The sequence below is a fragment of the Pseudomonas sp. NPDC077408 genome, assembly GCF_050269105.1.
In the GTDB taxonomy this organism is placed as follows: Bacteria; Pseudomonadota; Gammaproteobacteria; order Pseudomonadales; family Pseudomonadaceae; genus Stutzerimonas.
In genome coordinates this window covers 973,786-988,813 of record NZ_JBNNHS010000001.1, presented here as the reverse complement: position 1 = coordinate 988,813, position 15,028 = coordinate 973,786, and the positions used below count along the sequence as shown (strand labels likewise).

At 60.2% G+C, this 15,028-nt stretch carries 14 protein-coding genes; 6 read left to right on the top strand and 8 right to left on the bottom strand.

Features of this window, described 5'->3' with window-relative positions; genetic code table 11:
* Window positions 1–55 precede the first annotated feature (55 nt).
* Window positions 56–1,057: an AraC family transcriptional regulator gene (locus ACQKEK_RS04870; RefSeq protein WP_499141300.1), complete on the bottom strand. Its 1,002-nt coding sequence runs from the start codon at window positions 1,055–1,057 to the stop codon at window positions 56–58.
* A 172-nt stretch (window positions 1,058–1,229) separates the two neighbouring features.
* Here ACQKEK_RS04870 and ACQKEK_RS04865 point away from each other — a divergent pair, with 172 nt between their 5' ends.
* The 4 genes from ACQKEK_RS04865 (at window position 1,230) to ACQKEK_RS04850 (ending at window position 4,991) form a co-directional block, all read left to right on the top strand.
* On the top strand, window positions 1,230–1,547 hold the full coding sequence (locus tag ACQKEK_RS04865; protein WP_499141299.1) for an Mpo1-like protein: 318 nt from the start codon (window positions 1,230–1,232) through the stop codon (window positions 1,545–1,547).
* A 173-nt stretch (window positions 1,548–1,720) separates the two neighbouring features.
* Complete coding sequence (locus ACQKEK_RS04860; protein WP_463286717.1) at window positions 1,721–3,109, top strand: adenylate/guanylate cyclase domain-containing protein; 1,389 nt, start codon at window positions 1,721–1,723, stop codon at window positions 3,107–3,109.
* 79 nt (window positions 3,110–3,188) lie between these two features.
* Window positions 3,189–3,956, top strand: coding sequence for a helix-turn-helix domain-containing protein (locus ACQKEK_RS04855; RefSeq protein ID WP_216706853.1), 768 nt, complete (start codon window positions 3,189–3,191; stop codon window positions 3,954–3,956).
* Window positions 3,957–4,100: 144 nt separating this feature from the next.
* Window positions 4,101–4,991, top strand: a complete 891-nt coding sequence (locus ACQKEK_RS04850; RefSeq protein ID WP_128120630.1) for a DMT family transporter — start codon at window positions 4,101–4,103, stop codon at window positions 4,989–4,991.
* A gap of 40 nt (window positions 4,992–5,031) precedes the next feature.
* Here the strand turns inward: ACQKEK_RS04850 and ACQKEK_RS04845 are convergent, their stop codons facing one another.
* The 4 genes from ACQKEK_RS04845 to ACQKEK_RS04830 all read right to left on the bottom strand — a co-directional run bounded on the left by ACQKEK_RS04845 (window position 5,032) and on the right by ACQKEK_RS04830 (window position 9,801).
* Window positions 5,032–6,768 (bottom strand): IlvD/Edd family dehydratase, encoded by a 1,737-nt coding sequence (locus tag ACQKEK_RS04845; protein WP_499141298.1) that lies wholly within the window; start codon window positions 6,766–6,768, stop codon window positions 5,032–5,034.
* 64 nt (window positions 6,769–6,832) lie between these two features.
* Window positions 6,833–8,134 (bottom strand): TRAP transporter large permease, encoded by a 1,302-nt coding sequence (locus tag ACQKEK_RS04840; protein WP_046164197.1) that lies wholly within the window; start codon window positions 8,132–8,134, stop codon window positions 6,833–6,835.
* A complete protein-coding gene (locus ACQKEK_RS04835; protein ID WP_499141297.1) occupies window positions 8,131–8,703 on the bottom strand; it encodes a TRAP transporter small permease subunit in 573 nt (190 codons plus the stop codon). Before ACQKEK_RS04835 ends, ACQKEK_RS04840 begins: the two co-directional genes overlap by 4 nt.
* Window positions 8,704–8,781: 78 nt before the next feature.
* On the bottom strand, window positions 8,782–9,801 hold the full coding sequence (locus ACQKEK_RS04830) for a TRAP transporter substrate-binding protein (protein ID WP_499141295.1): 1,020 nt from the start codon (window positions 9,799–9,801) through the stop codon (window positions 8,782–8,784).
* A 160-nt stretch (window positions 9,802–9,961) separates the two neighbouring features.
* Here ACQKEK_RS04830 and ACQKEK_RS04825 point away from each other — a divergent pair, with 160 nt between their 5' ends.
* The gene (locus ACQKEK_RS04825; protein ID WP_499141294.1) at window positions 9,962–10,936 is read left to right on the top strand and encodes a LysR substrate-binding domain-containing protein; all 975 of its coding nucleotides are present in this window, start codon (window positions 9,962–9,964) and stop codon (window positions 10,934–10,936) included.
* Between the two features lie 21 nt (window positions 10,937–10,957).
* Here the strand turns inward: ACQKEK_RS04825 and ACQKEK_RS04820 are convergent, their stop codons facing one another.
* Window positions 10,958–12,538 carry an aldehyde dehydrogenase (NADP(+)) gene (locus tag ACQKEK_RS04820; protein WP_499141293.1) on the bottom strand — a complete coding sequence of 527 codons (1,581 nt, stop codon included), beginning with the start codon at window positions 12,536–12,538 and terminating at the stop codon, window positions 10,958–10,960.
* Window positions 12,539–12,667: 129 nt separating this feature from the next.
* The gene (araD1, locus tag ACQKEK_RS04815; protein ID WP_499141292.1) at window positions 12,668–13,663 is read right to left on the bottom strand and encodes an AraD1 family protein; all 996 of its coding nucleotides are present in this window, start codon (window positions 13,661–13,663) and stop codon (window positions 12,668–12,670) included.
* Window positions 13,664–13,787: 124 nt separating this feature from the next.
* Here araD1 and ACQKEK_RS04810 point away from each other — a divergent pair, with 124 nt between their 5' ends.
* Window positions 13,788–14,717 carry a LysR family transcriptional regulator gene (locus ACQKEK_RS04810; RefSeq protein WP_499141291.1) on the top strand — a complete coding sequence of 310 codons (930 nt, stop codon included), beginning with the start codon at window positions 13,788–13,790 and terminating at the stop codon, window positions 14,715–14,717.
* A 22-nt stretch (window positions 14,718–14,739) separates the two neighbouring features.
* Here the strand turns inward: ACQKEK_RS04810 and ACQKEK_RS04805 are convergent, their stop codons facing one another.
* Window positions 14,740–15,024, bottom strand: a complete 285-nt coding sequence (locus tag ACQKEK_RS04805) for an Rdx family protein (protein WP_463286801.1) — start codon at window positions 15,022–15,024, stop codon at window positions 14,740–14,742.
* Window positions 15,025–15,028: the final 4 nt, after the last annotated feature.

The window sequence follows — 15,028 nt, the reverse complement described above, 5'->3', positions numbered from 1 at the left end:
ATATATACGCAAGCTAAGGCTATAGCGGCAGAGCACAAGTTCCGGCAGGGCCACGTCAACGCTGCGCCCGGTATTCGCCAGGAGTCATTGCAAACCAGCGTTTGAAGGCGCGAAAGAAATTACTCGGATCGGCAAAGCCCAGCAGATAGGCCACTTCCAGCAAGGCGAGATCCGCTCGCGCCAAGTACTGCTCGGCAAGCGTTCGCCGCGTGTCGTCTAGCAATTGCTGGAAACTGGTGCCCTCCTCGTCCAGGCGCCGCTGCAAGGAACGTTCAGACAGGTGCAGCGACTGCGCCACCGTTTCGCGTCGCGGTTCTCCTTGCGGCAATAGGCGGCAGATCACCTGCCGTGCCTGATGGGTCACGCGGCTGTCCGAGAGGCGCGCCAGGTAATCGCCGGCAAACCGGTCATGCAATTGGGCCAGTTCCGCATTGGCAGTAGGTAGCGCAATATCCATATCGACATGGCGCATCAGCATGCCGTGGTACTCGGCATTGAAGCGTAACGGCGCTTGGAACACGGCCCGGTACGGCTCGATATCCGCCGGTGGCGGGCCTTGGAAGTAGACTTCAATCGGAACCAGCGGCTTACCGGTCAGCCACCGACAGAATGCAAGCGTACTGGCCAACGAGCCATCTGCGCTCTGGCGCGCCGGAGGCAGTTGGTCGCCATGGATCGTCAGGGTTAACAAGGCGCCGCGATTGGTTGACCCAAACTGCAGATCCGCACCTTCGGCAATGATGCGCTGGTACCGCACCAAGCGCTGGAAGCTGTCCCTGAGCGTACTGCTGGACATCAGCGCATAACCGACCACATGCATCGCGCCGGGGCGCATCACTTTCGCCAGATTCAAGCCGATCGCCGGGTTGCCGGTGATCTCCACCGCACACTGCCAGAGCCGGGTCATGCCGTCCTGGGCAAAACGCGCGTCGGGGTCGTTCAGTGCGGAATAGTCGAGCCCCAGCTTGACAAACAGGTCCTGGCAGTCGAGGCCGTCGAGTTCAAGCGCCTGGACAATACTCAAGGTCCAGCTCGAGGACGTGGTGCGTTCTGTCATCAATCGATTCACTCATGCTCAGACTGTACGTGGCGCGCCGTCATTACAGCGATCTGCGCAGTTTCAATCGCTGATCAATGGTACACAAGGGTACTAAACTGGCACCTGGAGTCAGTGGCCTGCCGTACCTAAGGCTCTAGACTCCAACGACCACAATGACAGGAGGTGCGGCATGAGCACGCAAACCGCCGAACGCTTTACCCGCTTTGCAGATTTCTACCCGTTTTACCTGGCCGAACACAGCAACCCCACCTGCAGACGCTTGCATTACATTGGCAGCTTGCTGGTACTGGCGATCCTGGCCTATGCGGTGATCAGTCAACAGTGGCTATGGCTGCTGGCGATGCCTTTGGCTGGATACGGGTTTGCCTGGGTCGGCCACTTCATCTTCGAGAAGAACCGTCCAGCGACGTTTGAGTACCCCCTGTACAGCTTTCTTGGTGACTGGGTGATGCTGAAAGACATGCTCACCGGCAAGATTCGATTCTGATCCATCACGGTCATCCGGGCCGAGTCGCAACGGCTGCCGGTCACGGAATGGACCGGCGGTTTGGCGCAGTGGTGGCGACTTGGTTATGATCGCCGAGCCAGCGCCGACCAATGCGCTGTCGCCTCCAACGGCGCATTCCAGAGCGCCGGTTTCTTTCAGGGATAGTAACCATAATGTCAACCGTGACCGGTGAGCGACGTAACGGGCTCGCGACTCGTCCACTGCGTGAATATTACGCGCGGGTCTTCGCCTATCTGATCTGCGCCGCCACGCTCGCCGCCGGTGTCTATAGCCAGCAGTTTGCACTCGACCTTTTGTGGTTGGTGCCCTATACGCTCTTGTATCCGCACTTTGCCTATCACCTCAGCTACCGCTTCAAGCGCGAACACCCGGAAACCACCTCCCAGACCCTGTTGTGCCTCGACGCCTTGAACGCGGGCGCTGGTATCGTGCTGCTCGGATGCAGCCTCGTGCCGAGCCTGATGTTTCTGCTGACGCTGAGTTTCAGCGCCCTGGTGGTCGGTAGTCTGCGTCATCTATTGATGACGCTATTGATGGTCTGCATCGGCGTCGGACTGACCAGCTTGCTGGTGCCTTTGCGTTTCGAAGGGGTCAGTTCGGTTCTGGTATCGGCAGTCAGCATCCTGTTCACCACCCTTTACGTGTGCGTAACGGCTTATTACGTGCACCAACAGGGCATCCGACTGGCGCAGGCACGCAGCGAAGTCGAAGCCCAGCAGGCGAAAGCTGCGCGGTTGGCACGCAATCTCGCCAAATACCTGTCTCCACAGGTGTGGGAATCGATTTTTTCCGGCAAGCGCAGCGTGCGACTGGAAACCCAACGCAAGAAGCTCACGGTGTTCTTTTCCGACATCAAGGGATTCACCGAACTCTCCGAAGAGTTGGAAGCTGAAGCCCTCACCGATCTGCTTAATACCTACCTCAATGAGATGTCGAAGATCACTCTCAAGTACGGCGGCACAATCGATAAGTTCGTCGGCGATTGCGTCATGGTGTTCTTTGGCGACCCCGCCAGCCAGGGTGCGAAAAAGGATGCAGTGGCCGCCGTTTCGATGGCTATTGCCATGCGCAAGCACATGAAAGTCCTTCGCCAACAATGGCGCGGCCAAGGCATTACCAAGCCGATGGAAATCCGCATGGGCATCAACACCGGTTACTGCACAGTCGGCAACTTTGGCGCCGACACCCGAATGGACTACACCATCATCGGTCGCGAAGTGAATCTGGCGAGCCGCCTGGAAAGCTCCGCCGAGGCAGGGGAGATCCTCATTTCCCACGAGACCTATTCGCTGGTCAAAGACGTCATCATGTGCCGCGACAAAGGCCAGATCACGGTCAAAGGCTTCACCCGTCCGGTGCAGATCTACCAAGTGGTCGACTTCCGGCGCGACCTCGGTGCTACCAACAGCTTCGTCGAGCACGAACTGCCCGGTTTCTCGATGTATCTCGACACCAACGGCGTGCAGAACTTCGACAAAGAGCGCGTCATCCAGGCGCTCAATCAGGCCGCCGACAAGTTGCGCGACAAGGTCATCATGTAGCACCGCCTGGCCCGGCTCGGGTCAAAGGGTCATCACCCATCGCTATCTGCCGGCGTTCCGCATGCAGTCGAGGTCTACCATGCCGCCCATCCTTTCCCTGCGTCATTACAACCACGACCAGATCATCCACAGCCATGAGCACACGCAGCTAGTGTTCGGCTTGCGCGGGCAGCTGGATTTTGAGATTGACGGCCAGGGCAGTCGCGTCCAGCAGCAGCTTTTGGCCGTCGTGCCCAGCGATGCGCGCCATGCCTGCGGCAGCGCCGAGGGTAGCCTCTGCCTGGTGGCCGATATCCCCAACTGGGACTGGCTGCGGCAGCGTCTAGGCCACCATGCAGATTCCGCTCATCGCTTGCTCGAACGGCCTGCGGCGTTGCGCCTGAGCCCGACACAAAGCCAGCTGGTCGGCTGGCTCGCGGCCAGTCCAATCAACGATCCGATTATCAGCGAGCAAGGCGCAGCACTGTTGCTGGCGAGCCTCGCCTCCGGTTGCGAGCCAGCCGATCGGCAATATCCGCTCCCGCTGACGGCGCTGCATGCGTACGTCGACAGACACCTGTCACATCCACTTGAAGTCAGAGACCTCGCGAGAGTTGCGGGCCTTTCCGTGCAGCGCTTCCACGCACGCTTTGCCAGCGAAACGGGCTTTACGCCTCAAGAATTTGTCCGGTTGCGGCGCCTGCATCAGGGACGAGAACTTCTGATCAGTACCCATCTGGCGGTCGGCGAGATCGCTGCGCGGGTCGGTTATGCCTCGCAAAGTGCTTTTACCGCAGCGCTGAACCGCCACTACGGCCTTACTCCACGGGCTGTTCGGCGCGAGGCGCGCGACAAATCGCGAGAGTAACGCGACAGACCCACCGCATCCCGCGCCGTACCATGAGCACTCCCTGTTGCAGATGCGCAAACGCACGCCACCACGAGGGCTCATGGACCGTTCCGACTCCCCTTCATCAGGTTTCCGAATATCTGCTGCGCTGGACGCCAGGCCATGACCCATCGCAACGCTTTACTGGCGATCCACTTCGGCGCGCTCATGTTTGGTCTCTCCGGGGTCTTCGGCAAGCTGGCCGATAGCACGCCTCTGATCATTACCCTTGGCCGGGCAGGATTTGCTGTCGTGGCGCTTTTACTCGCTGCACGATTCCTGCGTAGCGGTGGCACGGCCCCAAGCCCACGCCAGCGGGCCGGACTGCTTCTCGGTGGGTTGTTGCTCGGCGGCCACTGGCTCACCTTTTTCATCGCCGTGAAGACCGCCGGTGTCGGTATCGCCACACTGGGTTTCGCCAGCTTTCCCGCCTTTACCGTATTGCTGGAAGGGGTCCTGTTCCGCGAGCGCACCCGACCGGTTGAGTTCGGCATGGTCGCCCTGGTCTGTGTGGGACTGCTACTGGTTACGCCACAATTCGACCTGGCTAGCGAAAGCACGCTGGGGCTGATTTACGGCATCCTCTCGGGGCTGATGTTTGCCCTGCTTTCATTGCTCAATCGCGCGGTTACCCGCAGCGTGGACCCGGTCCAGGCTGCACTCTGGCAGAACTGCATCATTCTGCTGTGTCTGCTGCCTTTTTCATGGTCGTCACTGCCAGCCGTCCCGGCCATGGACTGGCTGTGGCTGGCGTTGCTCGGCGTGCTCTGCACCGGCCTGGCACACAGCCTGTTCGTGGCGAGCCTGAAAGTGTTGAAGGCTCGGACGACATCGGTGATCTTCTCGCTGGAGCCGGTATATGGCATCGCTATCGCCTGGTGGCTGTTCAACGAACAACCTTCGCTGGGGATGCTCGCTGGCGGGGCTCTGATCATCCTCGCCTCGGTCATCACCAGCCGATTGAAGGCGCCATCTGCAGCAACCGCTGCCTCCCCATTGGCCAAAACGCCCTAGCGGCAGGAGACGCTACGTCTCGACCGCTGGGCTTTGCCGATCAGTGTGAATGCCGTGGTACACCGGCACCGCGGCAGCCAACCAGAAAGTCGAAGTCGCAACCTTCGTCGGCTTGCATGACATGCTCGACGAACAGCCGCCGGTAACCACCGTCCCACAACAGGCCTTGCGGGGCTTTCCAGGCATTCAGACGCTCTTGCAGTTCGGCATCCGGTATATCCAGATGCAGGCGGCCCTCATAACAGTCCAGCTCGATGAAATCACCGTTACAGACCACCGCCAGCGGTCCGCCAGCGGCGGCCTCCGGCGCGACGTGCAATACCACGGTTCCGTAAGCGGTACCGCTCATACGGGCGTCGGAAATTCGCACCATGTCGGTGATGCCCTTGGCCAGCACTTTTGGCGGTAGGCCCATGTTGCCGACCTCGGCCATGCCGGGGTAACCCTTGGGTCCGCAGTTCTTCATGACCAGAATGCAGGATTCATCGACATCCAGATCGGGGTCGGCAATGCGCGCCTTATAGTCGTCAAAATCCTCGAATACCACTGCACGGCCGCGGTGCTTCATCAATGCCGGGGTCGCCGCCGAGGGTTTCAGCACAGCGCCACTGGGGGCTAAATTGCCGCGTAATACGCAGATGCCGCCGTCTTTGCGCAGTGGATTATCCAGCGCACGAATGACCTCGTCCTCGCCGTAGATCGGGGCCTGCACGCAATTTTCCCAGAGTGTTTTGCCGTTGACCGTCAATGCGTCAGGGTTCGGCAGCAGATTATTTTCACCCAGCCGACGGATCACCGCAGGCAATCCACCGGCGTAGTAGAACTCTTCCATCAGGAAGCGCCCCGACGGCTGCAGGTCGACGATGGTCGGCATGCCTCGGCCAATACGTGTCCAGTCATCCAGCTCGAGCTCGACCCCAATCCGCCCGGCGATGGCCTTGAGGTGAATAACGGCATTGGTCGAACCGCCAATGGCCGCGTTCACCCGGATAGCGTTCTCGAAGGCTTCTTTGGTCAGCACCTTGGACAAGCGCAAGTCTTCGTGAACCATGTCGACAATGCGCATACCGGACAGATGCGCCAGCACATAGCGACGCGAATCCACCGCCGGAATCGCCGCGTTGTGCGGCAATGAGGTGCCCAGTACTTCGGCCATGCAGGCCATGGTCGAGGCGGTTCCCATGGTGTTGCAGGTGCCCGCCGAACGCGACATGCCGGCCTCGGCGGAAAGGAACTCATTGAGGTCGATCTGCCCAGCCTTGTACTGCTCATGCATCTGCCAGACGATGGTACCCGCACCAATATCGCGGCCCTTGTGCTTGCCGTTGAGCATTGGCCCACCGGTGACGACGATGGTCGGCACATCACAGCTCGCCGCCCCCATCAGCAGCGCCGGGGTGGTCTTGTCGCAACCGACCAGCAGCACAACCGCGTCCACCGGATTGCCACGAATCGACTCCTCGACATCCATGCTGGCCAGATTGCGTGTCAGCATGGCGGTCGGTCGCAGGTTCGATTCGCCATTGGAGAAGACTGGGAACTCCACCGGGAAACCGCCGGCCTCTAGCACGCCCTTCTTCACGTGCTCGGCGATTTTGCGAAAGTGCGCGTTGCAGGGGGTCAATTCCGACCAGGTATTGCAGATGCCGATGATTGGCTTGCCTTGGAATTCATGATCCGGGATGCCCTGGTTCTTCATCCAGCTGCGGTACATGAAACCGTTCTTGTCGGTAGTGCCGAACCATTGAGCGGAGCGCAGGGGGCGTTTATCAGTCATTTTGCGTGCACCTCTCCAGCGGCAGACCGCACGGGCCTGCCGGGTTGATCGTTTGTGGGTTGGGTCAAAGCAGCCAGGTCGAAATGGCTGGGAAGTAGAGCAGCAGGCCGAGTACCGCAATCTGGATGACGATGAAGGGCACCATCGAGCGAAAGATGTCGGTCAGTGTGATATCGGGCGGCGCCACGCTTTTGAGATAGAACGCCGCAGGCCCGAACGGGGGCGAGATGTAGGACACCTGCATGCTCACCGCGAAGAGGATGCCGAACCACACCGGGTCGTAGCCGAGTTCTACAACGATGGGCACGAAGATCGGCAGGCAGAGCATGGCAATGCCGATCCAGTCGAGGAACATGCCCAGCAAGAGGAAGATCAGCATCATCACCAGCACGATGACGAAAGGCGCAACCTCAAGGCCGGTGATCGCCGACGAGACGAAACGGTTGCCGCCCATGAGGTTGTAAACCCCGACCAGACAGGCTGCGCCAATGCCGATCCAGACGATCATGCCGCAGGTTTCAAGGGTCTGGGTCAGGCTTTCCTGCAGCAACTTGATGCTGAATTCACCGCGTACCAGCACCGCCAGCAGTACACCCATCGCGCCCATGGCTGCCGCTTCGGTCACCGAGGCGATGCCGGCGTAGATACTGCCGAGCACCAGTCCGGCGATGGCAATCGGAAAGAACATGCCTTTGAAGGCTTCGCCAAGGGTAAGCCGCGGCAGGCTGGAGTCTTTTTCCAGATGAGCACCGCCCATGTGCGGATAACGCATGCACATCACCACCACGTAGAGCATGTAGCTGCCCATCAGCAGCGCGGCGGGAACAATCGCTGCCTTGAACAGATCAGCGATGGAGACACTGGCAATCAGGCCGTAAATGATGAGTACGATGGACGGCGGCACCATGGTACCCAGCGAACCGCCGGCGCAGACCACACCGATGGCGATGCGCTTGTCGTAGCCCAGCCGCAGCATCTGCGGCAACGCCAGCACCCCGAGCAGGACAATTTCGCCACCAATGATTCCGGAGATGGCAGCGAGAAAGAACGCCACCACGATGGTCTGCACCGCCACCCCTCCCGGCAGCCGCCCGGCGAAGAAGCGCATGGCGTTGAACAGATCCCGCGCCAGCCCTGACCGGTCCAGCAAGCCGGCCATGAACACGAACATCGGCACCGCCACCAACGAATATTCAGTGATGAAACCGAACAGGCGGCTGGCCACTAGCGGCACGGCCACCGGGCCGAACCAGCCTAAGGTGAAGCCGGCAGCGACCAGGCCTGTGACGAATGCCAGCGGCAGTCCCAGCACCAGCAGAGCGAAGATCGCGAAGATCATCAGGTAGGTTGCGATCTCGATACTCATGGCTTGCCATCCCCATCGAGACGCGCACGCCGGTGAGTCGCGATTCGCACCACTTGCTGCACCGCCATAAGCGCGATGGAGACCAGCACGACTATCTTGGTGAATGCAGGCAAAGGCTGGTTCCAGGACGATCCCGAGGTCTCCAGCCGCCAGCTGCCATCGGGCGCGTGGGTGGCGTTGTAAGCCAGCACCCAGGCGGCATAGCCGATCGCCAGGCAGAACAGGATGCCCAGCGCCAGGTTCAGCAATTCGAGCCAGCTGCGCTTACGGGGTGAAAGGCGGTCGAGCAGGATGCGTATCTGGATGTGCCGGTTGGTCGCCAATGCATAGGGTCCGCCCAAGGCAAAGATGGCCGCGACGAGGAAGGTCGTGGTCTCGTGCGCCCATTCAGTGGGCGAGTCGAAGCCGTAGCGCATGACAACTTCAAACACACTGACCAGCATGGCGATGAACACCAGCCAGGCAATTACCTGACCGCCACGTCGAATGCCACGATCAAGCATGCCCTGGGCCGGCTCTGGGGCGCAGACATCCAGATGATCGTCAGACGAAGGTTGAGTTTTTTTCACAGCGAAACTCCTCGGACTCTCCGACATGGGCCGGAAAGTCTTTGGTTACTCGAAGATTGGATGGCCGGCTTGCGCGGCTCAGAGCATGCCCTTGTCCTGCAGGTAGCCCTGCATGGAATCCACCGCCTCCTTCGCCTGGGGGCTGCGGTCACGCCAGCGCGACCATTCGTCCCGCGCGGACTGGCGAAACTTCTTCACCTCATCCTCGGGAAGCGAGGTCAGCGTCACATCGCCTTTCTGCCTGGCCAATGCAACCTGCTCCTCGTCTTTCTTCTGCAGATCAGTGACCAGCTGCTCGGTGAAGGCATCGACCGAGTCTTCGAGGATCTTCTGTTGCTCAGGCGACAGGTCATCCCATAGCGCCTTGTTAACCGAGATGTCCTTCATCGGCATCGAGTGGAAGCCGGGATAGACGGCGAACGGCGCGTACTTGTGGTAGCCCTGCTGGTAATTGGTGGAAAACACCGTGTAGTCGGCTGCATCAATCACGCCTTTTTCCAGCCCGGTATAGACCTCGGAGGTCGGCAGGTTCACCGGCGCTGCACCGACCAGCTTGAAGATATTCGAAACCATGCCTTCCGGCGCTCGCACTTTCAGGCCTTTGAGGTCGTCGAGGGTTTCGATCTTGCGCTTGCTGATCAGGGACTCCGCGCCCACAGCGCCAGCACGGATAAGGTGAACGTTGTACGGCTCCACCAGACGGTTGTAACCCGCCTCGCCGCCAGCGTTGCGCATGTAATCCAGGAACGGTGCCGGGCCGCTCCAGGCACCGACCATGTTGCCGTATACCGCGAACGCAGGATTTTTACCGGAGAAATAGCCAGGATCGGTGATGTGGCCCTGAATGATGCCGGCTCCGACGGCATCCAGTGTCTCGTTGTTACCGACAATGGTGCCGGTTGGCAGAACCTCTACGGTGATTTCACCATTGGTTTTCTCGCCGACACGTTTTGCCCACTCCTGAGCGATGCGGTATTCGTCATCGCCGGCGTTGACGTTGATCTGGAATTTCCATTCCTGCTTGGCAAAGGCACTGCCGGACGCGAGGATCAAAGTGGCTGCGAGACCGAACCCGAAACGCTGGACGTTAAATTGCATAAAGGCTTCTCCGATTATTTTTATTAGGCACCGTCACGATCGAGGCGCTAGCCACCGGAAGCAGCAGAGCAGCGCTCTCGTTGTTTTGAAGCCTAGAGAGACAAGACATCATCAACAAATATATATTTCAGCACTACCGATACACGAATGGATATACCTGATGAAGCCGATCAACAGTAACTGGTTTGTACGGGCACGGCTCAAGAACCGTCATATCCCGTTGCTAGCCGCTCTCGGTGATACCGGCAACCTCAATCGTGCTGCCGCCGGCCTGGGCATTTCCCAACCGGCAATATCGAAACTTCTGAAGGAGTTGGAAGACGGGCTTGGCGTTGAGCTGTTCGAACGACATGCCCGCGGCGTAGTCCCGACGCTGTATGGCGAAGCGATGATTCGCCACGCCAAGCGCATGCTTAATACGTTGGATAGAGCCTACAGTGAGGTCGATGCCCTGCGTCACGGACAACAGGGCCATGTGCGCATCGGCACCATCCTGACGCCCTGCGCAGAGCTGCTGCCAGAGGTGATCCGACGCGCCAAGCTTGGTTTCCCAGAGTTGGAAGTCACCATCCGCACCGGCTCAAGCCGCGATTTGCTGACGATCCTGGACGATGGCGAGTTGGACTTTCTGGTCGCGCGCTTTTTTGCCAGCAGTCAGCAAGTCGACTTGCACTTCGAGCCTTTGGCCAAGGAGCCCTTGCAGATCTGTGCGCGCGCCGGGCTGATCAAAACCCCTATGTCTCGCGCGCAACTGAACGCCGCTGACTGGGTGCTACCCCCAGTCGGCAGTGTGTTGCGACAGGAGTTTGATGCGCTGTTCCAGCGCGTCGGCATGCGCCCGCCACGAAAGGTCGTGAATGCGGAGAACCTGCTGATGGTGACCACGCTGGTCGAGAAGGACGACATGCTGACCGTCCTGCCACGCGATGTATTAGCGCACTACGCGCGCTACGGCATGTTGGAGGAGATCGAGGTCGATGCGAGCATCGACGCCGATCTGAACCAAGGGCTGATGGCCTACGGCATCATCACCAAGACCCCGCAACAACTTTCACCAGCAGCCGCCAGCGTACTCGAACTGCTGCGCGATACCGCGCAGCAGATGGGGCTAGGTCACGGAGCGGCACAGCGTTAATCGAGCGAGCCGCTCCACGCATCAGAGCGCCGCGTCGGTGGTTTCACCATCCACCAAGCGCTTGATACCCAGCGGGTTGGTGTTCTTCAGCGCGTCCGGCAGCAGCGCATCCGGGAAGTTTTGATAGCAGACCGGGCGCAGGAAGCGGTCGATCGCCAAGGTGCCGACTGACGTACCACGGGCATCCGAGGTGGCAGGATAAGGCCCGCCATGAACCATGGCATCACAGACTTCCACCCCGGTCGGATAGCCATTGAGCAGTATCCGCCCGGCCTTCTGCTCCAGCAGCGCTACCAGATCGGCGGCGCCCGCCAGGTCAGTAGGTTCAGCGATGAGCGTCGCGGTGAGCTGGCCATGCAAGCCTGACAGCGCGCGCATCAGCTCAGCCTTGTCATTCACCTCCACCACAACGGTGGTCGGGCCGAACACCTCTTCCTGCAACAGCGGATCGCCATCGATCAGCAGCTTTGCGTCAGCCTTGAACAGTTGCGGCTGCGCCTGGCTGCCCTGCTGGTCCTGGCCGGCAAGATGGCTGATCCCCGGATGGCTTTGCAAATGCTGGACGCCCTTGCCGTAGCTGCTGAGCGTGCCCGCATTGAGCATCGTCTGCGCCGGTTGCTCGTTCATGAAGCCGACCAGCCGCTGCAGAAACTCGCTGAACTCCGGCGAGCGAACACCAATGACCAGACCCGGGTTGGTACAGAACTGGCCGCAGCCCATCACCACCGATGCGGTCAGCTCGTTAGCAATAACATCGCCGCGGCTCTTGAGCGCATCAGGCATCAGCACCACAGGGTTGATGCTGGACATCTCGGCAAAGACCGGGATCGGCTGCGGACGCGCGGCGGCCATGTCACAGAGTGCACGACCGCCGCGTAGCGAACCGGTGAAACCTACCGCCTGAATGAGCGGATGCTTGACCAGCCACTCACCGACACCGCCGCCGTAGATCATGTTGAACACACCCTTGGGCATGCCGGTTTTCTCCGCCGCGCGAATCACTGCATCAGCTACGCATTCAGCCGTCACCATATGGCCGCTATGGGCCTTGAATACCACCGGGCAACCGGCTGCCAACGCAGAGGCGGTGTCGCCACCGGCAGTCGAAAACGCCAATGGGAAGTTGCTCGCGCCGAATACCGCAACCGGCCCCAGCCCCATGCGGCACTGGCGAAGATCAGGGCGTGGCAGCGGCTTGCGTTCTGGCAGCGCTCGGTCGATTCGTGCGCCCAGAAAGTCTCCGCGGCGCAGCACCTTGGCAAACAGCCGCATCTGTCCGCTGGTACGGCCACGCTCACCCTGGATTCGACCCGCTGGCAATGCTGTCTCGCGGCAGACCAGCGCAACGAAGTCATCGCCCAATGAATCCAGCTCGTCGGCAATAGCATCGAGGAAGTCGGCTCGCCTGCCCGCAGGAAGCGCTCGGTACTCTGGATAAGCGCTGGCTGCCGCTTGCGCTGCGGCATTCACTTCGTCTTCGGTCGCCTGATGAAATTCATACGGCAATGCTTCGCCGGTGCTGGCGTCGACGCTCTGGACGACAATCGAACCCTGCGCGCTGCGGGCCCCGGCTATGTAGTTCTGACCGCTGATGTTCGGCATGGAATTGTTCCTCTGATGATGTGGTTCATGAGGCTTCGCCCAGTCCGCCTAAGAGCGAAGAGTTTGAAACGTAAAACCCAGCGCGTAGGTGCGCCGGGGCGTTGCGGCCAGTCACTAGCCATGCGGATGTCAGAGTGGCTTCACGCCGCCCGGGGAAATACCCGAACGGCAAATTCTGATGCCGTTGCGCAGTGGTGCGCCAAACTCATCCAGGCTGACCTCAAACTGATCGCCCGCCTGGGCTTTGATTCCGTCAGCGAACGAAAGCGTCGCCGTCCCGAAAAAATGCACGTGAACATCACCGGGACGCAGGAACTGTGCATATTTGAAATGGTGATACTCAAGGTTTTCCAGCGTGTGACACATGTTTTCCTCGCCGGACAGAAACTCTTTCTCCCACAGCACCTGGTCGCCTCGGCGAATGCGACTGACTCCAGCCAAGTGCGCCGGCAATGGCCCTATCCGCAACTCGGGACCAAACGAACAGTAGCGCAACTTCGAGTGCGCAAGATAAAGGTAGTTCTTGCGCTCAAGCACGTGATCCGAGAACTCGTTGCCCAAGGCAAAGCCCAAGCGGTACGGCTGACCGTCATCCCCGATCACATAGAGGCCGGTTAGCTCGGGCTCTTCGCCGTAGTCCTCGGCAAAATCAGGCGCCGGGAAGTCCGCACCGGGACGCACCACAATGCTGCCGTCTCCCTTGTAGAACCATTCAGGCTGGGCACCAACGTTGCCTGACTTCGGGCGACCGCCTTGCATACCCCAGCGGAACATCTGCATCGAATCGGTGAGTTTGGCTTCGTCCTGCTCGCCCTGTTGATGCATTTTGTCGCGAGTCGCGGCACTGCCCATGTGGGTCAGACCCGTGCCGCTGACCAGGCAATGGGCAGTATCTTCATGGTCGAGCGGCGGCAGCACCCGCCCTGCGTCGAGCAGCTCGCGGTACAAAGGACCGGCTTCGCGTGCCTGGGACTGGACGTGCTCAGCGAGGCTGCGATGCTCGCGGATGGCCGCCAAAGCCAACTCGCGCGTGCTGGTGACGCCAGTTAGGACCTCGATCCGCTCGTCGGCTACCAGCCCCACGTGCCTGCAACCCAGTTCGCTCTCGAATTGAATCAACCGCATGCGCACCTTCCTTTTATTGTGATGACGCCCCGCCTGATGGGGGTCTTGTTGCGATCACTTTAAAAACCGCGTCCGCTGGTGCCTAATGACGACTTCTGATTGAGCGATAACTTCCAGTCATCCCATGATTGCCGCCCTCCCCTCTATTGTTTCTCGACTCAGGCTCAAGCAGCTGCGGTTACTGATTGCGCTGGATGAGCAGGGCTCGGTGCACCGCGCGGCCGAGCAGGTCTTCATCAGCCAACCTGGCGCGACCAAATCGCTGCATGAGATCGAAAATACCTTCGGAGCCGAGCTCTTCACCCGCAATAGCCAAGGACTGGTGCCCAACGATCTCGGCCGCTGCGTGATCCGCTACGCCCGGTTGATTCACAGCGACGTGGCGCACCTGCGCGAAGAAATGGTGGGAATTCTTCAGGGTCATGGCGGGCGGCTTTCCGTTGGAACCATCATGGGTGCCGTACCGATGCTGATGCGCGCACTCGGCCGGCTTAGGCGCAAGCAGCCGGAGCTTTCGGTCGAGATCGTCGAGGATACGAGCGCGCGGCTGCTGGGTCTGGTCGACCAGGGCCGGCTCGATCTGGCGATCTGCCGCAGCAGCGTCAGCCAGCGCCCGGACGCCTACGACTGTCTGACGCTACACCCAGAACAATTGACGGTCGTGGCCCACCCAGACCATCCGGCGCGCGTCGCCACGCTCGAACTGGCCGACCTTAGCATCTACCGTTGGGTGGTCTACCCAGCGAACATGCCCATGCGCCTGCTGCTCGAACGCGAGTTCAGTCAATGTGGGCTGGAATTTCCGCGTTACCCGGTCGAAACCGCCTCGACCTTCACCATGCTCAGCCTCTTGCAGGAGGATTCCGAACTGGTGGCCGTCATGCCATTGGCCGTGGCCGAATTCAGCGAGAAGTTCGGCATGATCCGCCGCTTGCCACTGAATCTGCAGTCACGCAGCGAGCCCTATGGCGTGATAGCCCGCCACGGCAGCACGCTGTCAGCAGCGGCGCAGCTGCTATTGGAAGAATTGCAGACCGAGCAGCTGTCGGTCTGATCGGTTCGCCGCTGGAGCAGGCTCAGGCCCGATCGTTATGCCCCAGATTTCGCTCCGGGTCGATCTGGTCCCGCACCCGCTGTTTCAAGATCTTGGCTTCAGGAAAGCCGTCGTCCAGCTTGCGCTCCCATATCTGCACACCGTCGCAGGTGATGTGAAAGGTCCCGCCCGTTGCGGGTACGAGCGACACCTTGCCGAGGTCATCCGCAAAGGTTGAAAGCAGCTCCTGAGCCAGCCATGTCGCGCGCAGCATCCACTGGCACTGGGTGCAATAGGTGATCACAATTTCGGGCTTGGTATCGGCCATGTCG